The following is a 23,042-nucleotide window of genomic DNA, read 5'->3' on the forward strand; positions in this document are numbered from 1 at the left end:
TTCGCCTGGGGCTTTTTGCTTGTGTGGGGGCGTTGCGCAATGAGGCAATCCGGGGAGATGATGTCGCCACCTGGGGGTATGGGGTCTGGAATGCAGCAATTTGGGAATTGCTGCAGCCGTAAGCGTCCTAGGCTCGCTTGGGGCTTTTTGCTTATCGACGTCTCAGCGCCCACACCCCATCCCGGGCCTCAAACACCAGCTGTCCATCCGGGTTCAGCGCTAACACTGCCTCGGCGTCGCCTGCACACAGGTCAACCTGGGATCGTTCCATGGCAATTTTTGACACTTTGCCGTTGGGTTTTTGGACGAGCACCCAATTGGTGGCGTCGTTGGCGTCCTCATAGTTGCGAAACACGTGACGGCCAAGCATGTCATTTGCCGTCTGGCCCGCGTACGGGCAAACAAGGAGGACTTGCGTTGCGTTGGGATAAACGTCGCTGATGTGCAGCGTGACAGAAGCGTCACCCCCGTGTTTTGACAGTGCGTCCTGCAGCGCGTGTTGGTAATCATGTGTGCCGCAGGCTGTTAGCAGCAAACAGGAGAGTGCGGTAGCGGTGAGTTTGGCGCGCATCTGGGTCCTTTTGATCTGGCAGCGTAAGATTGTCGCCGAGTGTATCTGACCCCCTTTTCAAAGGAGTTGACAAACGTGACCGAAGCCACGGCACCTGTGCGCACAGGCTACAAGCGAGTGATGCTGAAGCTGGGTGGTGAAATGTTCGGCGGCGGCAAGGTTGGTATTGACCCTGACGTGGTTGAAAGTGTGGCCAAGCAGATTGCAGAGGTTGCCCGTGGTGGCACTGAGGTTGCGGTTGTGATTGGTGGCGGTAACTTCTTCCGCGGCGCGCAGCTGCAGCAGCGTGGCATGGACCGTGCACGTTCGGACTACATGGGCATGCTGGGCACGGTGATGAACTGCCTGGCGTTGCAGGACTTCTTGCAGCAGGAGGGCGTGGACTGCCGTGTGCAGACTGCCATCAACATGGCGCAGGTGGCTGAGCCGTACCTGCCGCTGCGTGCATCCCGCCACCTGGAGAAGGGCCGCGTGGTCATCTTCGGCGCTGGTATGGGTATGCCGTACTTCTCCACGGACACCACTGCAGCACAGCGCGCGCTGGAGATCGGCTGCGAGGTGCTGCTGATGGCCAAGGCTGTGGATGGTGTGTATGACGCTGATCCGCGGGAGAACCCGAACGCGCAGTTGTTTTCTGAGATCACCCCGCGCGAGGTCATTGAGCAGGGTCTGAAGGTTGCAGACGCTACGGCGTTTAGCCTGTGCATGGACAACAACATGCCGATCCTGGTGTTCAACCTGCTGCAGGAAGGCAACATTGCACGTGCGGTTGCCGGTGAGCAGGTAGGCACGCTAGTCGCGTAATAACGCCGCGAGCTCAAGCAGCTCAGCCCCCGTGACGTTGAGGGCGCCCAAGTGGACGGGCCCCAAGGCGATCGCGGGGGTTTTGAGCATGTTGAACACCGAGCACCAGGGGGACCAGCCGGTTTGGGCTTCGAAGCTGTCTTCAGGGCTCATGTCGGAAAACGTGCCGAGTTTTGGCGGGTCGAATGCAAGGGTGGGGCAGAGCACGACGTCTACGTCCCAAGTGCGTGCGAGCAGCTCCGGCAATACGCCTACATGGGTGGAGGCGTTGGCGCGGGCTTCAGGGCTTAGGGCAAGTGCTTCCTCGTGCAGCCAGCTAATGTAGTCGCTGTCTAGTGGCTCGGCGTTGGTGAATGAGGACTTAATGATGGTGCCGAAATGCCTGTAGGTTTCGCGTGACTCGGGGTACGGATCAATTGCCACCACTTCGTGGTAGCGGTCGAGCACACCTGCGGCCTCATCCACGGCATCCAAACGCCAGGATTGCACCTGCGGGTCAGCGAAGACGCCGCGGGTCAGCACACCGATGCGTAAGCGCCGTGGCGGGGGAGGCGTCCACCCGAAGATCTCCATCTGGTCTTGCACCGTGGTGGTCAGCATCCCGTGCGCCGACAGCGATTTGCCACCCAGTTTGAAGCCGACCACGTTGCATGCCGCGGCGGGAACGCGAATCGAACCACCCGCATCCGTGCCGTGCGCTGCCCGGCTTAAACCCAGCGCCACCGCCACACCTGCACCCGTAGAAGACCCACCGGGGGTGCAGCCGGGATACGCCGGAGATTCCAACACGGGCATATCGGGACGCTCCGCGTAGCACGTTGCGCCCAACTCTGAGCTCAGTGTGGTTGCCGGCACGCTCGCACCCTGGCGCAACAGCCAAGCAACAAACGGGTCGTGGTCGGTTGGGGTGGAGGTGCGGTGCGGTGAGCCGTCGATAGTAGGAAGCCCCACAACCGGGGTGGATGACTTGATGGGGATGGACCATCCGTCCAATCGAGCGCCGTGGGTGCCACGGATTGGGGTGTTGGCGATGGACGCAAACGCTGGGTGGTGCATGGTGTGCAAGTGTAGGCCGGGGGTGCGCTGGTAGATTTGGGGGCGTTACGTTTTTCAAACGACGATGAAGGTAGGAACTGACCCATGATTGATGACGTGCTGCTAAACGCCGAAGAGAAAATGACCGCTTCGGTGGAGCACACCCGCGGCGAGCTGGCTTCCATCCGCACCGGACGTGCGAACCCGGCCATGTTCAACGGCGTTATGGCGGACTTCTACGGCGCGCCGACGCCGATCAACCAGATGGCAACGGTTTCGGTGCCGGAGCCGCGCATGCTCATCATCAAGCCGTTCGACCCGTCCACTATGCGCGAGATTGAGGACGCGATCCGTAACTCCGACCTGGGCGTCAATCCGACGGATGACGGCCACGTGATCCGCGTGACCATCCCGCAGCTGACGGAGGAGCGCCGTAAGGACCTGGTGAAGCAGGCTAAGCAGAAGGGCGAGGAGGGCAAGGTAGCCATCCGTAACGTGCGCCGTACGGGCATGGAAGCACTGAAGAAGATTCAGAAGGACGGCGACGCGGGCGAGGACGACGTGCAGACCGCTGAGAAGGCGCTGGACAAGACCACCCAGGGCTACGTTGCACAGATTGATGATTTGGTTTCCAAGAAGGAAACCGAGTTGATGGAGGTCTAAACCTCAAGTGTCTATGCACATCCACGCCCCCAAGCCGAAGAATAAGGCGGGGCGCAACCTGGGCGCTGCGATCACCACAGGCGTGATCCTGGGCGCGGTGGTCATTGCAGCGGTGTTGGTTGGCCCTATGGCGTGGTACCCACTGGTGGCGGTGGCTGTTGCCTTCGCCATGTGGGAGGTGCTTACGCGGCTGCGTGAGGCGGGCTACCAGCAGCCGCGCACGCTGCTGATCATTTTGGGCCAGATCATGCTGTGGTCCTCGGCGTTCTACGCCAGTGGCGGCCTTGTGGCGGCGTTTGCCATCTCTGTGCTGTTTTTGATGTTCTGGCGCCTGTTTTTCCACACCAGTGGGCCTAGCACTGATGCCACAGGGCGCTTGAGCCGCAGCGCCAACCCGGAAAACTACCTGCGCGATACTTCCGTTGGCATTTTTGTGCTGACGTGGATCCCGCTGTTTGGTTCTTTCGCTGCGATGATCTCGTTGATTGATGAGGGCGGCATTCCGGGATCCCGCTTCATCATCGCGTTCATGTTGTGCGTGGTGGCGTCTGACGTTGGTGGCTACGCCGCCGGCGTGATGTTTGGCACCCACCCGATGGCCCCGGCGGTCAGCCCGAACAAGAGCTGGGAAGGCTTTGCCGGCTCCATGGTCTTCGGCATGATCACTGGCTTGCTAGTTGTGCATTTCTTGATCCACGGCCCGTGGTGGCTGGGTCTTGTCATGGGTGCGGCCCTGGTGGTGTGCGCAACCATGGGTGACTTGGTGGAAAGCCAGTTCAAGCGTGAGCTTGGCATTAAAGACATGTCCAACCTGCTGCCCGGCCACGGTGGCCTGATGGACCGTTTGGACGGCATGCTGCCAGCCGCGTGCGCCACCTACGCTTTGCTCAACGCTGCGGTACTGCTCAACCCGTTCTAGCTTTTCTGGGCAAGGAGTTCTGCGCAAGGAATCGCTCTAATTCGCCTGATGTTGGCTTGACGTGCAACAATGGGGCGCATTATGAGCGATGTTCCCCAGATCAACCTGCTGGCGCCCAAGCGCGGCATGCCGCCGAAGCACTTCGCGGACCTGAATAAAGAAGAGCGCATTGATGCGCTGAAGGAGCTTGGCCTGCCCAAGTTCCGCGCCGATCAGATCGCGCGCCACTACTACGGCAAGTTCGAAGCTGATCCGTTGACTATGACGGACCTGCCGGAAGCGCAGCGCCAGGCGGTGAAAGACGCGCTGTTTCCAACGCTGCTAACCCCAGTGCGCAAGGTGGAAACCGACAACGGGGACACCACGAAAACACTGTGGCGCCTGCACGACGGCATCCTGCTGGAGTCCGTCCTCATGCGCTACCCGGACCGCGCCACGCTGTGTATTTCTTCCCAGGCGGGCTGCGGCATGGCCTGCCCGTTCTGTGCCACGGGCCAGGGTGGGTTGGACCGTAACCTGTCTACCGCAGAAATTGTGGATCAGGTGCGCGTTGCGGCAGCAATGATGCAGGAGGAAGGCTCGCGCCTGTCCAACATTGTGTTTATGGGGATGGGGGAGCCGCTGGCCAACTACAAGCGTGTGGTGTCTGCGGTACGTCAGATCACGCAGCCGTCGCCTGAGGGCTTTGGTATTTCGCAGCGCAACGTCACGGTATCCACGGTGGGGTTGGCGCCGCAGATCCGCATGCTTGCAGACGAAGGGTTGTCCTGCACCCTCGCCGTCTCCCTGCACACGCCGGATGATGAGCTGCGCGATGAGTTGGTGCCGATGAACAACCGCTGGCCTGTGTCCGAGGTGTTGGACGCCGCGCGTTACTACGCCGATAAGTCGGGTCGCCGCGTGTCCATCGAGTACGCGCTGATCCGTGACATCAATGACCACAACTTCCGCGCTGACATGTTGGGGCAGAAGCTGCACAAGGCACTCGGCCCCAAGGTGCACGTGAATTTGATTCCGTTGAACCCGACGCCGGGATCGAAGTGGGATGCGTCCCCGAAGGACCGCCAAGAAGAGTTTGTGCGCCGCGTGATTGCCCAGGGCGTGACGTGTACGGTGCGCGACACCAAGGGCCAGGAGATTGCCGCGGCCTGTGGCCAGTTGGCAGCAGACGAGAAGGCGGGTTAAGCACCAGCAACGACAAAACCCGGCCACGTAAGGCCGGGTTTTTTTATATCTAGCTTCGTACTAGTGCTGGGAACTAGTTCTGCGGTGCACGCAGGTGTGCAACGCGAGCCGGGTCGATGTTGAGGGCGCGCAGCTCACGCTCACCAAGATCGGCGTAGACACCGGAGAGCGTCTTCTGGTCGTATGCCCAGTCCGGCTCCTGGTGGCCAACCGGCTTGTTGTGCGCGGTGACGGTGCGTACCTGGTTCAGCTTCGGCTGGGTTGCCAGAAGAATCAAACCAAGTGCGATGACCACTGCGAGGGTGACAAGCCAGATGGTCTCTACGTGACCCTCGTGGTTACCAAAGTTGAACCCAACCAGGGCGATGACGGAAATCCAGCCTGCGACCTGGATGATGCCGTTGCCGGCTTCGCTCCAGCCAAAGCGGGCGGATGGGACATCTGCCTCAGATACGCCGTTGTACACCTGAGGTGCGTTGTCGAGAGCGTGGTTGGCCACAGCCAAACTCCTTCGTGCTGAACAATTGGAAAACAATTGGAACTATTTGCAACAGTATTGGCACCATTCTTTCACATGGGCTTGCCAGTTTGCGAGTGAATACCCCCTAAACGTCCGAAAGTTTTACCGCTTGTGGAGCAGACTGGAACAATGGCGGGTGTGAGACGCATTCTGATTCTGGGTTCAACAGGCTCTATTGGTACGCAGGCGCTTGAGGTTATTGAGGCTAACCCTGCTGATTTCGTAGTCGCGGGTATCGCGGCTGCGGGAAGTCAACCGCAGGCGATCATTGACCAGGCACGTACGCATGGCCTGAAGCCCGATCAGGTTGCCGTGCAGCGAGAGGACGCTGCGCAACAGGTCAGTGAGGCGCTTGGCGGGGAAGTGATCTCGGGCAAGGAAGCTGCACGCGAACTTATTAAGAAGCACGAAGCAGACGTGGTGCTCAACGCGCTTGTGGGCGCGGCGGGGCTGAGCTCAACGCTTGCGGCGCTGGAGACCGGCGCGGTGTTGGCGTTGGCTAACAAGGAATCTCTCGTTGCCGGTGGCTCGCTGGTGCTGGACAAGTCACGCGAGGGACAGCTGGTGCCGGTGGATTCGGAGCACTCGGCGATGGCGCAGTGCCTGCGAGCAGGCCACCCGGAGGATGTTGCTCGTTTCGTACTCACGGCTTCTGGTGGGCCCTTCCGTGGCCGCACGCGTGAGCAGATGATGGGGGTGACCCCGCAGGAGGCTGTGACACACCCGACGTGGTCCATGGGCACGATGAACACGATCAACTCAGCAACCATGGTCAACAAAGGCCTGGAGCTGATTGAGGCGGCGATGTTGTTCGGGATCGATCCGGACATTATTGATGTCACCGTGCACCCCCAGTCCGTCATCCACTCCATGGTGACGTTTGTGGATGGTGCATCGATCGCGCAGGCCTCCCCGCCGTCGATGAAGATGCCGATTGCGCATGCGTTGGCGTGGCCGCGTCGTGTAGCAAAAGCTCAGCCCGCACTCGATTTCGCCCAGGCGCACACGTGGACCTTCGAACCCTTGGATGCCGAGGCGTTCCCGGCGGTGGAGCTTGCACGCGAGTCGGTGAAGCGCGGCGAGCCGTACCCGGCGGTGTACAACGCGGCGAATGAGGTGGCGGTGGATGCGTTCTTCGCCGGACGCATCGCGTTTCCGCACATTGTTGATGTGGTGGCGCAGGTGCTTTCGCTTTTCGACGCCGACGGCAACCACCCCCAACCCCCAACCACCGTCGAAGCCGTTTTGGAGGCGGACGCGCGTGCGCGCAGTTTGGCTGCCGAGGTGATTGCAACAATCGCCGCTGGCGCGAAGGTGGCTAAGTAGGTGGGCGCGCTTGGCATAGTGCTGTTCGCGCTGGGTATTGCGGTGTCGATTGCGCTGCATGAGGCGGGGCACATGTTTACGGCGCGTGCCTTTGGCATGCGGGTGCGCCGGTATTTCATTGGGTTTGGCCCGACGGTGTGGTCGACAAAACGCGGGCACACTGAGTACGGCATTGCTGCACTGCCGTTTGGTGGCTTTTGTGACATCGCGGGCATGACGGCGCTGGATCCGGTGACGGAGGATGAAGCGCCGCACGCCATGGTGAATAAGCCGTGGTGGCAGCGGGTAATCGTCATGATTGGCGGGATTGTGATGAACCTGCTGATCGGCGTGGTGATCATCTACATGGTGGCCACGATGTCGGGGATTCCTAACCCGTACGCGGACCGCACACCAAGGGTGGGTGAGCTGACGTGTACATCCGATCAGGTGGATGAGCAAACGCTTGCGCCGTGTACTGGGCGCGGCCCTGCGTACGAGGCGGGGTTGCGCTCAGGCGATGCGTTGGTTGCGGTAGACGGTGAAGCGATCACAGCGTTTACGCAGTTGCGTGATTACGTGATGACTCGCCCAGGTGAGACCGTGGACGTCACAGTTGAGCGAAATGGTGAGCACAAGGACTTCGCAGTGGAGGTCCAGGCGGTCAAGCGCTTAAACCCGCAGACTGGCCAGGAGGTAGAAGCTGGCGCAATCGGTGTGGGCCTGGCACCGGTGCCGGATGCGATGAAGCGCTTCGGACCGGTTGAGGCAGTCCCGGCTACCGCGAAGTTCACCGGTGAGATGTTGGGCGCCACCGTTGATGGTTTGATTGCGTTTCCGGGCAAGATCCCGGGTGTTGTGGCATCCGTATTCGGTGCGGAGCGTGACGTGGAGGGCCCAATCAGTGTCATCGGCGCGTCGCGTACCGGTGGCGAGCTTGCGGCAAACAGCCTGTGGCCGGTGTTCTTCCTGATGCTGGCCAGCCTGAACTTCTTCCTCGCGCTGTTTAACCTGGTGCCGCTGCCGCCTTTGGATGGTGGGCATATCGCGGTGATTTTCTACGAGAAGATCCGGGACTTCTTCCGGCGCCTGCGTGGCCTGCCACCTGGCCCGCCGGCGAACTACGAAAAGCTCATGCCGTTGACCTACACAATCGCAGGGCTGCTTTTGGTGGTTGGTGTGCTTGTTATGGCGGCGGACGTGGTGAACCCCGTGAAGCTTTTGGGCTAAGGTAAACCGCATGAATCTCCCCATCGGTTTAGGTATTCCAGAAGGCCCGCCGCCGACGTTGGCGCCGCGCCGCAAGACGCGTCAGCTGATGGTTGGTGGGGTAGGCGTTGGGTCAGACCACCCGATCACGGTGCAGTCCATGACCACGACAAAGACGCATGACATTAACGCCACGCTGCAGCAGATCGCGCAGCTGGCCACCGCGGGTTGTGACATTGTTCGTGTCGCTTGCCCGAAGACGGTGGACGCGGAAGCGTTGCCGGCGATTGCTGCAAAGTCGCCGATTCCGGTGATTGCAGATATTCACTTCCAGCCGAAGTACATCTTCGCCGCCATCGATGCGGGCTGCGCCGCAGTTCGCGTGAACCCGGGCAACATCAAGGAGTTTGACGGCCGCGTCAAGGAAGTGGCTAAGGCTGCGGGGGATGCAGGTATCCCGATCCGTATTGGCGTCAACGGTGGCTCCCTGGACAAGCGTCTACTGGAGAAGTACGGCAAGGCCACCCCGGAGGCGTTGGTGGAGTCCGCGATTTGGGAGGCCGGTTTGTTCGAGGAACACGGCTACGGCGATATTGCGATCTCTGTGAAGCACTCTGACCCGGTGCTGATGGTGGAGGCCTACCGTCAGCTGGCAGAGAAGACGGACTACCCGCTGCACCTTGGTGTGACGGAGGCAGGCCCGAAGTTCATGGGCACGATCAAGTCTTCCGTGGCGTTCGGTGCGCTGCTGTCGCAGGGTATTGGCGACACGATCCGTGTCTCCCTCTCCGCAGACCCGGTGGAGGAGATCAAGGTAGGCGATCAAATTCTGCAGTCGCTGAACCTGCGCCCGCGCAAGCTTGAAATCGTTTCCTGCCCGTCCTGTGGCCGCGCTCAGGTGGACGTGTACAAGCTAGCTGAGGAGGTCACCGCTGGCCTGGACGGCATGGAGTTCCCGCTCCGCGTTGCCGTGATGGGCTGTGTTGTCAACGGTCCTGGTGAGGCCCGTGACGCGGATCTTGGCGTGGCTTCTGGCAACGGCAAGGGCCAGATCTTTGTCAAGGGCGAGGTTGTGGAAACGGTGCCGGAGTCCAAGATTGTGGAGACGTTGATCGCACACGCGCTGCGTATTGCTGAGGAGCAGGGCCTGGAAGAGGTGGCCGGAACCAAGGCCGAGGTCAAGGTTACGCGCTAGACGCGTTCCGACATGTTTGTGGCAGCGCCGGGGAGACTCTCGGCGCTGTTACGTTTTTGTCATGCGTCGCCTTCTTGCCCTGCTTTGCTGTCTGTTTCTCGCAGTGGGGCTTGCGGCATGCACACCAAGGCCTGATTCGGCTGAGCCGGTGGCGAAGGCCTTTTTGGAAGCGCTTGAAGAGCGCGCCGAATTTGGCAAGATTATCGACGCCCCGTCGACCGCCCAGTCCGCCGCCGAAACCACCTGGGAGGGCTTGCAGGCAGAGTCGCTTGAGGCAACGCTGACAGAGGTCAGCCAAAGCGAGGCGTTTGCCACGGCGACGTACCGTATGTCCTGGCAGCTTCCGCGTGAGCGTGAGTATGCCTATGACGCGCATATGACGCTCACCCAATCCGCAGACGGCTGGCAGGTGCGCTGGCAGCCCTCTGCGATTCACCCAAAGTTGGGTGCCCACCAACATCTGGAGCTGCGCGCGATCCCGGCACACCCAGCAAGTGTGGTCTCTTCGGATGGTGCGGAGTTGCTTCGTCCGGGTGTTGCGTACCGGGTGCTCGTGGAACCCAAGGGCATTAAGAGCGTGCCGCAGGCGGCCCAGCGTATCGCTGTAGCGCTTGCGGCAGCACATGAGGTTGATAGGGCAGTCCCGCTTCACGACGCCGCGTCGCTGACCAAAGCCCTCTCCTCCACCCAATCGACGTATTCGGCTGCCCTGATTCCTGCCACCGCTAAGGACGCCTTCGAGCAGGCTCTCGGTGGCGAGGCGGGGGTGCGGCTTAATGAGGAAGCCGCGATGGTCAACCTTGACCCCGGTTTCGCGCCGGACATCATGGCGCGTATTGCAACCTTGGTTGGCGATGATTTGGATGGTGACCCGGGCTGGAGCGTCTCCGTTGTCAACGAGCACGGTGTGGAGTTTGAACAGGTTGAGCGCGTTGACCCGGCGCCCTCACCCGCGATCCAGGTCAGTCTGGACCGTGCTGTGCAGCGCGCTGCGGAACAAGCGCTAGAGCCGGTTGCTGGCCGCGAAGCGATGATTGTGGCGATTAGACCATCCACCGGCGGCATCCTGGCTGTTGCCCAAACCCCGGCAGCTGACAAAAAGGGCAACTTGGCCACGATGGGCCAGTACCCGCCGGGCTCTACGTTCAAGATCATTAGCGCCGCAGCAGGCCTGGAGCGCCAATCACTGACCCCGGATTCCATCGTCCCGTGCCCCGGCACGATGAACATTTACGGCCGAACGGTAACCAACTACGCCGGTTTTGGCATGGGCAGCGTGCCGTTGCAGACAGCGTTCGCGCGTTCCTGCAACACCACGTTCGCAGACATCTCCACCAAACTGGCACCCGGCGAGCTCCAGGAGGTGGGCAAGCAGTTCGGACTTGGCCTGGACATGATGATCCCGGGTTTGGACACCATCACTGGCTCCATCCCGGTGGGCGAGACCCCGCTGGAGCGCACTGAGGCCGGCTACGGCCAGGGATATGATTTGGCAAGTCCTTTTGGCATGGCGCTGGTTGCTGCGACGGCTGCACGCGGTGAGATGCCGGTTCCGTTCCTGCTGCCGGGGGAGGAAACGCAAGTCAATGAGCATGTGGAAAAGCCCCGCCCGGAGGCGATGGAACAGCTGCGCCAGATGATGCTTGCGGTGACCTCGCCGGGTGGTACCGCAAGTGGGCTTACATCGCTTGGAGACGTCCGCGGTAAAACCGGCGAAGCCGAAATCACCGGCGGATCGCACTCCTGGTTTACCGGCTACCGGTCTGACGATGACATTGCGTTTGCCACGCTTGTTGTATTGGGCGGCGGCTCTGAAACGGCCGTGGCGCTGACGCAGACGATGCTTGCAGACTTGGATGCGGCAAGGGGCTAACATTGATCGCATGAATCCACGCGGAAAATTGACCCCAGGTAAGCCCACCCCGATTAGGAAAGTACCCGCGTCGATCAAGCGGCCGGAGTACGCCTGGAAGGATGAAGTCCAGGAGAATGTGGGCGAGCCGTTTGTGCAGAGCCCAGAGACCATTGAGGCGATGCGCGAGACGTCCAAGATTGCGGCGAACGCGTTGGCTGTCGGTGGTAAAGAGATCAAGCCAGGTGTGACCACGGACTACGTTGATGGCGTCATCCACGAGTACCTGCTTGATCACGGCGCGTACCCGTCTACGCTGGGGTACCGCGGCTTCACAAAGTCCAGCTGCATTTCGCTCAATGAGATCGTTTGCCATGGCATCCCGGACACGACGGTGATCCAGGAGGGCGATATTGCCAACATCGACGTCACTGCGTACAAAAACGGCGTGCACGGTGACACGAACGCGACGTTTTTTGCCGGTGAGGTAGCCCAGGAGCACCGCGATCTTGTAGACCGCACGTATCAGGCGATGATGCGCGGTATCAAGGCTGCGAAGCCGGGACGTGAGGTAAACGTCATTGGTCGCGTCATCGAGTCCTACGCGAAGCGCTTCGGCTACAACGTGGTTACGGATTTCACCGGCCACGGCGTGGGCACCACCTTCCATAACGGCCTTGTGGTGCTGCACTATGACTCTGACGCGTACACGGACGTCCTTGAGCCGGGGATGACGCTGACGATTGAGCCGATGATCAACCTCGGCGCGTTGCCGTATGACATTTGGGATGACGGCTGGACCGTCCAAAACCGGGACGGGGAGTACACCGCCCAGTTTGAGCACACGATCCTGATTACGGAGGATGGCAACGAGATCCTCACCCTTCCCGACGCTGACGTGGCTGCCGGCCAGCACATGCTGGGGGAGTAGTCCTCAGCAAACAGAAAAGCTCCCACCCAATCGGGTGGGAGCTTTGTTATCGCTTACAGCGGGGAAAGCTTAGAGCTTGATCCAGCCGTTGTAGGAAGCGTAGTTAACGCCAGCGATGATCAGGCCGATAACAGCACCGATTGCGCCAACGATGGAGGAGTCAACCCACCAGCGAGCCCAGTCCGGAACACCATTAACGTCGGTCTTCTCGCCGAAGTGGTCGGTAGCGAAGTAGTCCTTGTCCTTGTGCTCGGAGTTCGGCCAGTTGCCGTCAGCCTTGCCGTCAACCTTCTGCTTGCCAGCGAAGATCAGGTTGCTGTCCTTGTCATTCTGGGGCTCATCAGCGGTAGCGACGGTTGCGCCACCAAGAACCAGAGCTGCTGCGGTAGCGGATGCCACGGCTGCGTTGCGGAAGTTACGCATGTTTATCCTTCTTTCGAATATCTAGGTTGTTTGGAGGCTACGACTTAGAAAGACGGGCCGTGGACGAAGAAGTTGTACGCCGGGCCGAAGACGAGGCCGACGAGCGCGCTAACGAAGGTAGCGATGCCACCAACGAAGAGCAGCTTGTAGATCGGAGCCTGCTCGGTCCAACCCTCGCCACCGAAGAATGCGTCGTAGTCGGTGCCGATTGCCTGGCCGTCCTTGTGGGCGCCCAGCTTGCCACCAACCTTGGTGGAACCGGTCGCCGGCTTCGTCTTGTCACCGGTGGTCGGCTTGGTCGGAGCCTTCCACTCCTTGGACTCCTCGTTGCCGTTGGAGTTGGAGCTGCTGCTCTGGTTTTCGCTGGAGTTGCCGGGGTTCTCGTCAGCTGCGGTTGCGACTGCGGTGGAGCCGAATGCCACAGCAACGGCGGTGGCGCCTGCGAGGGCGGCCTTCTGGAACTTGCGCATGAAACAAATCCTTACTCGTAGTACTTGTAGGACGTCCACAGTAAAGCAGGAGCTTCACCCTGGAGGCTCTCGGTAGGAAGTGGCGGCTCCCTTGTTCCGAGCGTCGCGGACCATGTTAGCAAGTAACTTGGAGCGCGGCGCAACCTAACGCCTAAAATTTTGCCAGAGTTCTCTGACTTAAAAATTGTGGGCTGGACTTAGTAACGCCAGTGTTCTAGCTGGCGATACTCATGCTTCAGTAGCAACATCACCTGCCCCTATTTCGGGGGTGATTCAAACTTAGAAAATTTTGCTCATGTTGTTTACGCATCCACAAAATCGAGTTCGAGACCCAAAATTGCGTTCTCAGTAACCTCCGGCAGTGCGGGGTGGATCCAGTACTGTTTGCGGGCAACTTCGCGCAGATCAAGATCAAACGCCATGATCGTGATCGCCTGCTGAATAAGCGAGGACGCCTGGGGGCCCATGTAGTGCGCGCCAAGTAGGCGGCCGGTGGCCTTGTCGGCGATCAGCTTCACAAGGCCCGTGGTGTCTTCCAGTGCCCAGCCGTAAGCAACGTCGCCGTAGCGTTGCACCTTCACCGTCACGTCATAACCCTGCTCGCGCGCCTGGTCCTCGTTGAGACCAACCGTGGCAATCTGCGGGTGAGTAAATACGGCGTAGGGGACATGCTCATGCGGCATTGTGCGCTGTGGCGCCTTGCCCTCAAACTGCGACACAATGTTTGCCGCCACCGCGCGGGCCTCCGCATTGGCTACGTGCTTGAGCTGATACGGGGAGGAGACATCGCCAAGCGCCCACACACCCTCTGCGGTGGTGCGCCCAAACTCATCAACCTTGATACGGCCATCCGGGTGTAGTTCTACGCCACCGTCTACGGCGCGAAGCTCGTCACCGTTGGGAATACGGCCGGTGGCAAGGAGGAGGTGTTGGGAGGGTAGCGTTGTGCCGTCGTCAAGCAAAAGCTCAATGCCGCCCTCTGTGTTGCGGGCAGACGTAATGCCGGAGTGAACAACGTTGAAGCGCTCGGAGGCGAGCTCATTGAAAGCGTCCCGAATCGTAGGATCCAAGGAGCGAAGCATCTGCGAGCGGCTCACAATGGTCACCTTCGTGCCCAGTGCATCAAAAACGTGCGCGAACTCCATGGCGATGAAACCGCCGCCCACAATAATTAAGGACTCCGGAAGCGCATCAAGGCGCATGATGTCCTCATTGGTGTGGTAGTTCACGCCCTCGGCCCACTCCGGGATGCGGGGGCGCGACCCGGCTGCAATCAGAACCTGGTCTGCCGTAATAGTTGCAGGGCCATCTGCGGTGCCGGTGGCGATGGTGCGCGGGCCGGTGAAATAGGCAGGCTGGTCGTAAACATCCACGTTCGGGCATTCGTCTGAACGGCGGTACTCCTCGCCGCCGGCTGCGATCAGGTCAATGCGGTTGGTAAACACGCGGTCTTTAATCGCATTCCAATCCGCACCTTTATATTCCAGACCAATACCAAGGCGATCAGACTCGCGTGGCGCGTAGGCTGCATCGGCGGCCAAGACGTACATCTTGGTAGGGATGCAGCCGACATTCAGGCAGGTACCGCCAAACGCACCCTTCTCCACAATGGCGACGCGCTTATCAGTAAAGCGCTCGTCCAAAATCGTGTTACCGGAGCCAGTGCCAATAATAATAAGGTCATAGTGCGTATTCACAGAGTCTCCAACCATTCTGCAGTTGTCTTAAAAGCTACTTCGCGGGCAAAAGATTCAGAAAGAAACACGTCATGCCGTGCACCCTCAATCGTCTTAACAGTTGAGGTGTGAGACAGTGTCGGAGCCCATCTTCGGATCTGCTCCACGTCCAACACCGTGTCTGCAGTATCCGCGGCAGCCGAGTAGTCCTTTCCTAAATAGGAGTGCGCAGACACAAGCGTCAATGTGGGCACGCCCGTATCAATGTTGCCGGCGTGAATCTGTTGCTGTGCCTTATTAATAGCGCGGATCCAGCCGAAATATTTCCGATGCCCGTAGACCGGCTTCATCGCGGTATCGAAGTGCCACTCACCATGCTTGCTGTGGTGGATGGACTCGCCGTAGGTGCCCAAATTGTCTTGCGGCAGCGGCAACAGTGGGAGGAAGCGGCCCACAGTATTCATCACTGGACGGGCAAGGGTTACAAAAACGGGGTGGTACTGCAGATCCAGCCAGGGGCTGTTGAGTATGAGCCCCGCAATGTGCGCGTGACGCTTTGGGTCCTCGCGGCGCAAGTAATCCAGCCACAGCGGGGCGATCAGCCCGCCAGTGGAGTGGGCGACGGGAATGACCTTTTGGGAAGCCACGTCATCTGTGATGATGTCTAACGCCGCGTTGAGCTCCGGGTAGTAATTTGCAACATCCCGGGTGTAATGCCACCGCTGGCCCGCCTTGCGGGAACGGCCGCTGCGACGCAGATCAACCGCATAAAACGGGTAACCAAGCTCGGTGAAATATTCCGCCACATGTGTTTGGAAGAAGTAATCACTCATGCCGTGAATCCACAGCAGTGCAGGTTTGTTTGGATCTGCCTTCTTGTTGCCAGCGATTGCCTTGACCACCACCGCTTGGACCGCTTTGCCAGTGTCCGGGTCTTTGCCTAGATCAATCGTTGCCTGTTCATAGTCGGGGCCGAGAATGTCTGGGCGAAAAATTGTGGTCTGACTCATGCGGCCAATACTAGCCGCGAGCGTCAAACTACAGCGTAGAGTGGAAAAGCACTAGGGTTGTAGAAGCACAAAATTTCAAGAGATGAGAAGGTGGCTTGGTATGGCTAACAAGAACTACGACGATGAGGTGGATGTCCTTCTTGTAGGAGCCGGCATCATGAGCGCCACCCTGGGCGCAATGCTGCACGCACTGGAACCGGAATGGTCCCAGGTGATCTACGAACGTCTTGACGGCGCGGCACAAGAGTCTTCCTACCCGTTCAACAACGCAGGTACCGGTCACTCGGCACTGTGCGAGTTGAACTACACCCCGGAGAAGAACGGCCGCATTGATGTGTCCAAGGCGATGAACATCAATGAGAAGTTCCAGCTGGCACGCCAATTCTGGTCCTACAGCATTGAAAACAATGTGCTGAAGGATCCGCGCGCGTTCATCAACCCTGTACCGCACGTGTCTTTCGCACAGGGCGAAGACCAGATTGGCTACCTCAAGCGCCGCTACGATGCGCTGAGCGTCAACCACATGTTCCCGGAGATGCAGTTCACCGAGGATCCCGCAAAGTTCACCGAGATGCTGCCGTTGATGGCCAAGGGCCGCGACTTCGACGCTGAGCCGGTTGCCGTCTCCTGGACCGATGTCGGCACTGACATTAACTACGGTGCACTGACCCAGCAGTTCATCGACTCCGCGAAAGCTTCCGGTACCGAGGTTCGCTTTGGTCACGAAGTAACCAACCTCAAGCGCGAGGGCAACTTCTGGAAAGTCACTGTGAAGAACGTGCACACGGGCGACAAGAAGGTCACTCGCGCACGCTTCGTCTTTGTCGGTGCCGGCGGCTATGCACTGGACCTACTGCGCAAGGCTGGTGTCCCGGAGGTTCACGGCTATGCGGGCTTCCCAATCTCCGGCATGTGGCTGCAGACCACCAACCAGGAACTCGTGGCACAGCACCAGGCGAAGGTCTACGGCAAGGCCAAGGTTGGCGCCCCGCCGATGTCTGTCCCGCACCTGGACCTGCGCGTGGTTGACGGCAAGCAGTCCTTGCTGTTCGGCCCGTACGGTGGCTGGACTCCGAAGTTTATGAAGAAGGGTTCCTACCTGGACCTGTTCAAGTCCATCCGCCCGGACAACATCCCGTCCTACCTGGGTGTTGCCGCCACCAACTTCAACCTGGTCACCTACCTGGTTGAAGAGGTCTTCCGTAACTTTGACGGCAAGATGGACGTCCTGCGCGAGTACTACCCGGACGCAGATCCGAAGGACTGGACCGAGGTTGTTGCTGGCCAGCGTGTGCAGGTGATCAAGCCGACCGCTGCTCCGCGCTTTGGCTCACTCGAATTCGGGACCGCACTGGTCAACGATCAGAGCGGCAGCATCGCCGGTATCCTCGGCGCATCTCCGGGTGCATCGATTACCCCAGCTGCCATGCTGGAGCTGCTTGAGCGTTGCTTCGGTGAGCGCATGATCGAGTGGGGAGAGACCCTCCACCAGATGTTCCCGACCTACGGCAAGTCCCTGAAGCGCGACAAGGCCGCCTACGACGAGCAGTGGGCATGGACCCAGAAGACCCTGCAGCTGGAGCAGGAGCGTCACCTGGACGGCTCGAAGTAAGCAGCTGCGGGATCCCAGCGCAAGCTAGGTACCGCAGAACGTTTGAAATGGGAAGGCGCCTTCGGGCGCCTTCATCCATTCCGGGCCAGCCTCCGGGTTGAAAGGGTCCTGGGTTGCGCGCGCCAGTTCCAGAAACGGTTCGAGGTTGCTGTTTCGTTCCGCCTCCACGATGGCGCGCTCCAGCATGCCGTTGCGTGGCCCAAACACGATGCCGTTGAACTCAAAGAGGTCCTCTGCCGCAGCAAGCTCTTCGGGGTTGGGCGCTTCGGCATTCCAGGCGGCGTCCCAACGCTGCTGCGCCTGACCAAGAATCGACTGGGCCGTGTCTTGATCCATCACCCCAAGCAGTGCCTCCGCTAGGCGGGCCACGTTCCACACCGCGATCGATGGCTGGTGACCAAAACGGTAGCGGCCCTGGGCGTCGATAGAAGAAAACACCGCATTCGGGTCATACGTCTCAGTAAAGGCGCATGGGCCGTAGTCGATGGTCTCACCGGATAGTGCCGCGTTATCCGTGTTCATCACCCCGTGGACAAACCCAATGCGCATCCATTTGGATACCAACGCAAGCTGGGAATTGAGCGTGTGTTCCAAAAGCGCGACAGGGGAGTCGAAGCCTGCTGCACGGATGACCTTTTCCACCAACTCCGTGGACTGTGTTGCGGCGTATTGCACCGATCCGATACGCAAGTGACTTGTGGCTACACGCACCACAATGCCGCCGGGCACCCCGCCCTGCCTACGAATCACATGCTGGCCGGTGCTGAGCACCGCCAGCGAACGCGTCGTCGGAATACCCACGGCGTGCATGAACTCTGAAACCAGGTACTCGCGCAGCATCGGACCAATCGCGCCAGCGCCGTCGGAGCCAGGGCGAGAAAACGCAGTCAGGCCCGAGCCCTTGAGCTGGATTTCGTAGCCGCCCTGGTCGCCGGTGGTGGGGAGGTTGCCGAGGAGGGTGGCGCGGCCGTCGCCAAGCAAGGGCACAAACTGGCCGAACTGATGGCCGGAGTAAGCCATGGAATGACCACCCTGGGAACCGGCAAGCCACTGCACTCCGTCATGACTGCGCAGCCATTCGGGGTTCAACCCAAGCTCTCGCGCGAGCGCCTCATTGAGCACCACTAGCTGCGCGTTGGCAAAGGTAGTGCCGGGCTGAGGTTGTGCCATCTCGGGCAGCATTTCTGCGAGCGTGTGGGCAAGCTGCGGTTGGTTCATGCCACCACCCTAGACTTGAGCCCTATGAGAAACGGTCACATCACCCTTGTTGGCGGCGGTCCCGGTGCCTGGGACCTGCTGACTATTCGCGGACTGCGCGCCTTGGAGGCGGCAGACGTGATTCTTGCAGACCACCTCGGGCCCGCCGCGGAGCTGTCGCAGTTTCTCGACCTTGAAGGCAAAGAGGTCGTCGATGTAGCCAAGCTGCCGTACGGACGCCAGGTGGCGCAAGAGCGCATCAATGAGCTGCTCGTGCAGTACGCGCGCGAGGGTAAGCAGGTGGTGCGGCTCAAAGGCGGTGATCCGTACGTGTTCGGCCGCGGGTTTGAGGAGCTCCAGGCCTGTGCGGCTGCCGGCTTGGAGTGCTCGGTGGTGCCCGGGGTGACCTCTGCAGTGTCGGTGCCGGCTGCGGCAGGTGTGCCGGTGACCCAGCGCGGAGTCACACACGCGTTTACGGTGGTCTCCGGGCACTTGCCGCCGGGGCACGCGAAGTCCCTGGTGGACTGGGGAGCATTGGCTCAGGTCGGGGGCACGATTGTGGTGGTGATGGGCGTGCGCAACGTCCGCGCTATTGCCTCGGCATTGCTTGAAGCCGGCCTTGCACCGCAGTGCCCGGCAGCGGTGATCCAGGAGGGTGAGACCGCAGCGCAACGCGTGTTCTTCGCCACCGCCGACACGCTTGCCGATGTCATGGAGGAGCACTCCGTGACCAACCCCGCTGTCTACGTCTTCGGGGAGGTGGCTGGCCTTGCGCACGCTGGATAGCTTGATTTGGGAGCTTTCGCTTGACGACGCCACACGCCCGCCATCGCATGCGCTGATCTGCCAGGATCCGACGCTTGATCTCACACGCGCGGCGATTGAAGCTGGCGCGTCGGTGACGTTTCTGGATCCGGACTACGCGCGCTGCCAGGAGGCTGCCGCACTGGGTGCGGCGGTGGTGGGGGATCAGCGCCTAGATGCCTATCTGGCGGGGTCTTCGGGACAGGTTGTTGCTCTGGGAGAGATGCCGAAATCCCTTGCGCGCTTGGACTATCTCGCGCGCTCTATTGCTGGCGCAGGTTTCTCAGATGTGCGTTTGGTGCTGGGTGGCAACAATAAGCACCTGTCGCGCGGCATGAACGCGGTGCTTGAAGAGTCCTTTACGTCCGTTGCAGCCTCCCGTGGCCGCGGGAAGTTCCGCTGCCTCGTTGCTGCTGGCCCGCGCGATGTGACCTACGAGCCAGTGATGGGCGATGGGCTTGTGAGCATCGGTGGTGTGTTTTCCGGGGCGAAGCCGGACCGAGGCGGAGAGCTGCTGCGCTCATGCCTGCCTGCTAATCCCGGACGTCTGCTGGACTTCGGCTGTGGCAACGGCTCTGTTTCCCGTGGTCTTGGTGGGGTGGCCACCGATGCTGATGCGGACGCCGTGCTTTCCGCGCGCGCCATCGGCCTGGAGGTCACGTGGGACGACGCCGGCTCGCGGTTTGCCGATGGCTCCTTTGACACCATCGCGCTCAACCCGCCGTTTCACGACGGTAATGCGGTTGACGCGACGTTGGTGCAGCGGTTGCTGGATGCGTCGAAACGCATGCTCGCCCCCGGAGGGGCCCTGTACATGGTGCACAACTCGCACCTGCGCTATCGGCCGGAAGTTCAGCGCCGCTTCGACTCAGTGGAGCAAGTGGCGCGGGATAATACCTTTACGGTGCTTCGGGCGACACCATAAATGTGGTACCCTTTTGCGGTACGACAGTAAGGAGGGCGTTATGTCTATCAGTGCGTCTGAAGCTCGGCGTACCTTGTACCCGCTTATTCAGCAAGTGAACAACGATCGCGATGCAGTGGAGATTGTTTCCCGTCATGGCAATGCAGTACTTATGTCTGCCGAGGATTACGAAGCATGGCTTGAAACCGCGTACCTGTTTAAAACGCGAGAAAATGCTCGCCGATTGACGCAGGCATATGAGGACGCACTCAACGGTGCCGTAGCAGAGCACGACGTTGACTTAGATGTTGAACTAGATGCGTAATGCGGCTGGTTTGGACTAGCCACGCGTGGGAAGACTATTTGCATTGGCAGGCCAATGACAAAAAGATGCTCAAACGCGTCAATCAGCTGCTGCGTGATACGCTGCGTGACCCTTTTGAGGGGATAGGCAAGCCTGAGCCTTTGAAATATGGTGCTGAGGGTGCTTGGTCACGAAGAATTACGCAAGAACACCGACTGGTCTACATGATTGTTGACGGGGATCTTGTAGTCTTGCAGGCGCGTTACCACTACTAGCCCAAGAGCTTGGGCAGGGCGTTAGCTGCGGTGTCTTCAACAACCACCGTGGCCAGGTGGGAAAGGTCCGTGCGCATTGGGGTGACCTCAATAATCGGGATCTCGCGTGCATGAGCCATCAGCGGCAAACCAGCTGCGGGGTAGACCACGCCCGAGGTACCAACAATCAGCAGGGCATCGGCCGTGCGCATGCGTCGTTCCGCCTCATGCCACTCGGCTTCCGGCAAGGCCTCGCCGAACCAGACGACACCTGGGCGAATCAGACCACCGCACGTGGGGCATGTCGGTGGGGTGATCGTTGGAACCGGCTCGTGGGGCAGTGCAATTTCGGCGGTATAGGGCTCGTCACAGTCGGTACAGCGGAAATCAAAGAGCGAACCGTGCAGGTGCACCACGTTCTGACTCCCGGCGCGCTCGTGCAGGTTGTCAATGTTTTGGGTGGTCACCGTAGTCTTTGGGCAGTTCGCGATGGCTAAGTGGCCCGCATTCGGCTGCGCCTGCTGGGCCAAGTGTGCGCGCCAGAGGTACCAGGCGAACATGGTGTCAGCGTCCCGGTGCCAGGCGTTGATGGAAGCCATTGCCTGCGGGTCCACGTTTTCCCATAGGCCGGTCTGCGCGTCGCGGTAGGTGGCAATGCCGCTATCCGCACTCATGCCAGCGCCAGTAAACACCTCGATGTGTTTGGCGTGGCTCAGGATATCGCGTGCTTGGGCAAGACTCTGGGCAAGGTTTCCAGATTGGCTCATGGCCTACAGGCTATTGATCAGATCCAGTGCTTGCTCGCGGTACGTGAAATTCTTTGTGCCCTCCACGGCGTCACGCATCACATCAAGGTAGAAGGGGTCCGGGTCTGATTGATAGCGGGCAAAGGCATCACGTGCGATGTCTGTAGGCAACAAGCAGTCTGTGGGCACCCCGTGGATACCTAGGCCAGCATCTTTCGCACGAGCTTCGGCGGCGCGCATCGTGGACGTGAACTTGGTGTTGGGCTGAAACTCTACGGCGCGCGCGAAACCGTCGGCCACCATCACCTCATTAACAAATGTGCCGTCCTGCTTGTACACACCCGCAAGGTCCCGGCCGTAGCGATCCACACGCTCAACGTCATAGACCAGGTTCACGCTCTCCCCGGGAGCAATGAGGGATTCCAGGTGCTTCGTAGACTCCTTGTAGAGGCATTCCTCTTTTTCGGGAGTGTCAATGTTGAGCAGGCGTACGCGCGTCTCTTCGCCGGAGTGGGTAACCACGATGGTGTCACCGTCCACAATCTTGCTCACTACCACCGCGTCTTCGTCCTTGAGCATGCGTACGGCAAGCGCGATGCCTGCGATACCAACCACGGCAATAAGAAGTGCGATAACAAGGCGCAGCGTGTTGCGGCGAGCGCTGCGCTGGGGCTTTGGCTGGGCTTGCTGCTGGACTCCGTGCATCACAGCAGCACCACCAACACAACAATCACGATTAGGCAGGTGACGATCGCCCACATGATCCGGCGCATCAGGCGCTTGCCAACCGGGTGTGCGGTATTGATCTGGATCTTGCCGGGCTCAGCAGGCATGATGCTCACAGGCATCGGGTCCAGCGGCTCCTTGTAAAAGCCCATCGACGCCTTTAGTTTCAGCCGCTCCACGCGCTTCTGCTCCTGCTCATCGGGTGGTAGCTGCTCCCAGGAGGAACTCGACTTGCCCATAAGGCGTATAGACGCCGCGATTGCGTACATACAGTAGACCACAATTCCCGCAATCCACAGCGGAGTTGGCACCAAACGGGGAAAACACATCATCAGCTGCGCCGAGGCCAGCACTAACGCCGTGCCTACCGCCATGTGTCCCAGAAAATCGTTGGTCTTGTTCAGCAGCGCAGTGACTCGCTGCGCTGCCGTTTCGGAGTAGGGAAGCGCATCAGCTTCCGGGACCTCGCGACGCCTTGTGGCAGCGTTCGCAGGCAGCGCACACGCCGCCATCATCGCCGAAATAGCTAGACCGATCCACAGCGCGCCGCCAACACTAAGCCACGTCTTATCCGCCCAAGCATCCACACCGCCAGGGCCGATATGGATCGGCACCGGCTCCGGAATCGAATCCCAGCGCAGGAGGAGATACGCAAACGTTGCAAGGTAAATGCCAACTGAAATAAGAAGGAAGCGGCGCATGTGCATGGGTGTAAACGTTACTGCAC

25 protein-coding genes are annotated in these 23,042 nt (G+C 60.1%); 14 read left to right on the plus strand and 11 right to left on the minus strand.

Annotated features, from left to right (window positions below; genetic code table 11):
• Positions 1 to 151: 151 nt before the first annotated feature.
• Positions 152 to 571 (minus strand): hypothetical protein, encoded by a 420-nt coding sequence (locus HMPREF3104_RS10650; protein WP_070495815.1) that lies wholly within the window; start codon positions 569 to 571, stop codon positions 152 to 154.
• A gap of 120 nt (positions 572 to 691) precedes the next feature.
• Here HMPREF3104_RS10650 and pyrH point away from each other — a divergent pair, with 120 nt between their 5' ends.
• Positions 692 to 1,375: a UMP kinase gene (gene pyrH, locus HMPREF3104_RS10655; protein ID WP_052206331.1), complete on the plus strand. Its 684-nt coding sequence runs from the start codon at positions 692 to 694 to the stop codon at positions 1,373 to 1,375.
• Here the strand turns inward: pyrH and HMPREF3104_RS10660 are convergent.
• Positions 1,364 to 2,431, minus strand: coding sequence for an amidase family protein (locus HMPREF3104_RS10660; protein WP_070495817.1), 1,068 nt, complete (start codon positions 2,429 to 2,431; stop codon positions 1,364 to 1,366). The genes pyrH and HMPREF3104_RS10660 overlap by 12 nt on opposite strands.
• Positions 2,432 to 2,515: 84 nt before the next feature.
• Between HMPREF3104_RS10660 and frr the strand changes: the two genes are divergently transcribed.
• The 3 genes from frr (at position 2,516) to rlmN (ending at position 5,177) form a co-directional block, all read left to right on the plus strand.
• Entirely contained in the window at positions 2,516 to 3,073 is a 558-nt protein-coding gene (gene frr, locus HMPREF3104_RS10665) for a ribosome recycling factor (protein ID WP_070495819.1), read from the plus strand.
• Positions 3,074 to 3,086: 13 nt separating this feature from the next.
• Positions 3,087 to 3,992, plus strand: a complete 906-nt coding sequence (locus HMPREF3104_RS10670; RefSeq protein ID WP_052203818.1) for a phosphatidate cytidylyltransferase — start codon at positions 3,087 to 3,089, stop codon at positions 3,990 to 3,992.
• 81 nt (positions 3,993 to 4,073) lie between these two features.
• Positions 4,074 to 5,177 (plus strand): dual-specificity RNA methyltransferase RlmN, encoded by a 1,104-nt coding sequence (rlmN, locus tag HMPREF3104_RS10675; protein ID WP_101734432.1) that lies wholly within the window; start codon positions 4,074 to 4,076, stop codon positions 5,175 to 5,177.
• Positions 5,178 to 5,250: 73 nt separating this feature from the next.
• Here rlmN and HMPREF3104_RS10680 read toward each other — a convergent pair whose 3' ends face one another.
• Positions 5,251 to 5,676 carry a DUF2631 domain-containing protein gene (locus HMPREF3104_RS10680; protein WP_070495821.1) on the minus strand — a complete coding sequence of 142 codons (426 nt, stop codon included), beginning with the start codon at positions 5,674 to 5,676 and terminating at the stop codon, positions 5,251 to 5,253.
• A gap of 150 nt (positions 5,677 to 5,826) precedes the next feature.
• Here HMPREF3104_RS10680 and dxr point away from each other — a divergent pair, with 150 nt between their 5' ends.
• The 5 genes from dxr (at position 5,827) to map (ending at position 12,189) form a co-directional block, all read left to right on the plus strand.
• Positions 5,827 to 7,023, plus strand: a complete 1,197-nt coding sequence (gene dxr / locus HMPREF3104_RS10685) for a 1-deoxy-D-xylulose-5-phosphate reductoisomerase (RefSeq protein ID WP_070495824.1) — start codon at positions 5,827 to 5,829, stop codon at positions 7,021 to 7,023.
• Positions 7,024 to 8,232 (plus strand): M50 family metallopeptidase, encoded by a 1,209-nt coding sequence (locus HMPREF3104_RS10690; protein ID WP_070495826.1) that lies wholly within the window; start codon positions 7,024 to 7,026, stop codon positions 8,230 to 8,232. It begins immediately after the preceding gene.
• Between the two features lie 10 nt (positions 8,233 to 8,242).
• Positions 8,243 to 9,406, plus strand: a complete 1,164-nt coding sequence (gene ispG, locus HMPREF3104_RS10695) for a flavodoxin-dependent (E)-4-hydroxy-3-methylbut-2-enyl-diphosphate synthase (protein ID WP_070495828.1) — start codon at positions 8,243 to 8,245, stop codon at positions 9,404 to 9,406.
• A gap of 61 nt (positions 9,407 to 9,467) precedes the next feature.
• Positions 9,468 to 11,279: a penicillin-binding transpeptidase domain-containing protein gene (locus tag HMPREF3104_RS10700; RefSeq protein ID WP_070495830.1), complete on the plus strand. Its 1,812-nt coding sequence runs from the start codon at positions 9,468 to 9,470 to the stop codon at positions 11,277 to 11,279.
• A gap of 10 nt (positions 11,280 to 11,289) precedes the next feature.
• On the plus strand, positions 11,290 to 12,189 hold the full coding sequence (gene map / locus HMPREF3104_RS10705) for a type I methionyl aminopeptidase (RefSeq protein WP_070495831.1): 900 nt from the start codon (positions 11,290 to 11,292) through the stop codon (positions 12,187 to 12,189).
• Between the two features lie 69 nt (positions 12,190 to 12,258).
• On the opposite strand, the gene HMPREF3104_RS10710 is transcribed toward map, so the two are convergent.
• The 4 genes from HMPREF3104_RS10710 to HMPREF3104_RS10725 form a co-directional block, all read right to left on the minus strand.
• Positions 12,259 to 12,612 carry a hypothetical protein gene (locus tag HMPREF3104_RS10710; RefSeq protein ID WP_070495833.1) on the minus strand — a complete coding sequence of 118 codons (354 nt, stop codon included), beginning with the start codon at positions 12,610 to 12,612 and terminating at the stop codon, positions 12,259 to 12,261.
• 44 nt (positions 12,613 to 12,656) lie between these two features.
• Positions 12,657 to 13,082, minus strand: a complete 426-nt coding sequence (locus HMPREF3104_RS10715) for a hypothetical protein (protein ID WP_070495835.1) — start codon at positions 13,080 to 13,082, stop codon at positions 12,657 to 12,659.
• 302 nt (positions 13,083 to 13,384) lie between these two features.
• Positions 13,385 to 14,794: a mycothione reductase gene (gene mtr / locus HMPREF3104_RS10720; RefSeq protein ID WP_070495837.1), complete on the minus strand. Its 1,410-nt coding sequence runs from the start codon at positions 14,792 to 14,794 to the stop codon at positions 13,385 to 13,387.
• Positions 14,776 to 15,768 carry an alpha/beta hydrolase gene (locus HMPREF3104_RS10725; RefSeq protein WP_070495839.1) on the minus strand — a complete coding sequence of 331 codons (993 nt, stop codon included), beginning with the start codon at positions 15,766 to 15,768 and terminating at the stop codon, positions 14,776 to 14,778. The genes mtr and HMPREF3104_RS10725 overlap by 19 nt, the downstream gene beginning before the upstream one ends.
• 100 nt (positions 15,769 to 15,868) lie before the next feature.
• On the opposite strand from HMPREF3104_RS10725, the gene mqo reads away from it, so the two are divergent.
• On the plus strand, positions 15,869 to 17,380 hold the full coding sequence (gene mqo / locus HMPREF3104_RS10730) for a malate dehydrogenase (quinone) (RefSeq protein ID WP_070495840.1): 1,512 nt from the start codon (positions 15,869 to 15,871) through the stop codon (positions 17,378 to 17,380).
• A 24-nt stretch (positions 17,381 to 17,404) separates the two neighbouring features.
• Here the strand turns inward: mqo and HMPREF3104_RS10735 are convergent, their stop codons facing one another.
• Positions 17,405 to 18,598, minus strand: coding sequence for a protein adenylyltransferase SelO family protein (locus HMPREF3104_RS10735; protein WP_070495842.1), 1,194 nt, complete (start codon positions 18,596 to 18,598; stop codon positions 17,405 to 17,407).
• Positions 18,599 to 18,622: 24 nt separating this feature from the next.
• On the opposite strand from HMPREF3104_RS10735, the gene cobA reads away from it, so the two are divergent.
• From cobA to HMPREF3104_RS10755, 4 genes are read left to right on the plus strand one after another with little or no spacing between them, the layout of a single operon-like run.
• Positions 18,623 to 19,363: a uroporphyrinogen-III C-methyltransferase gene (gene cobA / locus HMPREF3104_RS10740; protein WP_052203847.1), complete on the plus strand. Its 741-nt coding sequence runs from the start codon at positions 18,623 to 18,625 to the stop codon at positions 19,361 to 19,363.
• Complete coding sequence (locus tag HMPREF3104_RS10745) at positions 19,347 to 20,306, plus strand: class I SAM-dependent methyltransferase (RefSeq protein ID WP_070495844.1); 960 nt, start codon at positions 19,347 to 19,349, stop codon at positions 20,304 to 20,306. Before cobA ends, HMPREF3104_RS10745 begins: the two co-directional genes overlap by 17 nt.
• A gap of 40 nt (positions 20,307 to 20,346) precedes the next feature.
• Positions 20,347 to 20,610, plus strand: a complete 264-nt coding sequence (locus HMPREF3104_RS10750; protein ID WP_052203851.1) for a type II toxin-antitoxin system Phd/YefM family antitoxin — start codon at positions 20,347 to 20,349, stop codon at positions 20,608 to 20,610.
• Positions 20,610 to 20,864, plus strand: a complete 255-nt coding sequence (locus HMPREF3104_RS10755) for a Txe/YoeB family addiction module toxin (RefSeq protein WP_070495846.1) — start codon at positions 20,610 to 20,612, stop codon at positions 20,862 to 20,864. The genes HMPREF3104_RS10750 and HMPREF3104_RS10755 overlap by 1 nt, the downstream gene beginning before the upstream one ends.
• On the opposite strand, the gene HMPREF3104_RS10760 is transcribed toward HMPREF3104_RS10755, so the two are convergent.
• Genes HMPREF3104_RS10760 through HMPREF3104_RS10770 form a run of 3 tightly spaced genes read right to left on the minus strand, consistent with a single transcriptional unit; the run spans position 20,861 to position 23,016 of the window.
• The gene (locus HMPREF3104_RS10760) at positions 20,861 to 21,610 is read right to left on the minus strand and encodes an NAD-dependent deacylase (RefSeq protein WP_070495848.1); all 750 of its coding nucleotides are present in this window, start codon (positions 21,608 to 21,610) and stop codon (positions 20,861 to 20,863) included. The two genes, HMPREF3104_RS10755 and HMPREF3104_RS10760, sit on opposite strands and share 4 nt — an antisense overlap.
• Positions 21,611 to 21,613: 3 nt before the next feature.
• Positions 21,614 to 22,294 carry a thermonuclease family protein gene (locus HMPREF3104_RS10765; RefSeq protein WP_070495850.1) on the minus strand — a complete coding sequence of 227 codons (681 nt, stop codon included), beginning with the start codon at positions 22,292 to 22,294 and terminating at the stop codon, positions 21,614 to 21,616.
• On the minus strand, positions 22,294 to 23,016 hold the full coding sequence (locus HMPREF3104_RS10770) for a DUF1648 domain-containing protein (protein ID WP_168156380.1): 723 nt from the start codon (positions 23,014 to 23,016) through the stop codon (positions 22,294 to 22,296). Before HMPREF3104_RS10770 ends, HMPREF3104_RS10765 begins: the two co-directional genes overlap by 1 nt.
• Positions 23,017 to 23,042 lie beyond the last annotated feature (26 nt).

The sequence above is a fragment of the Corynebacterium sp. HMSC30G07 genome (genome assembly GCF_001806945.1).
Classification (GTDB): Bacteria; Actinomycetota; Actinomycetes; order Mycobacteriales; family Mycobacteriaceae; genus Corynebacterium; species Corynebacterium riegelii.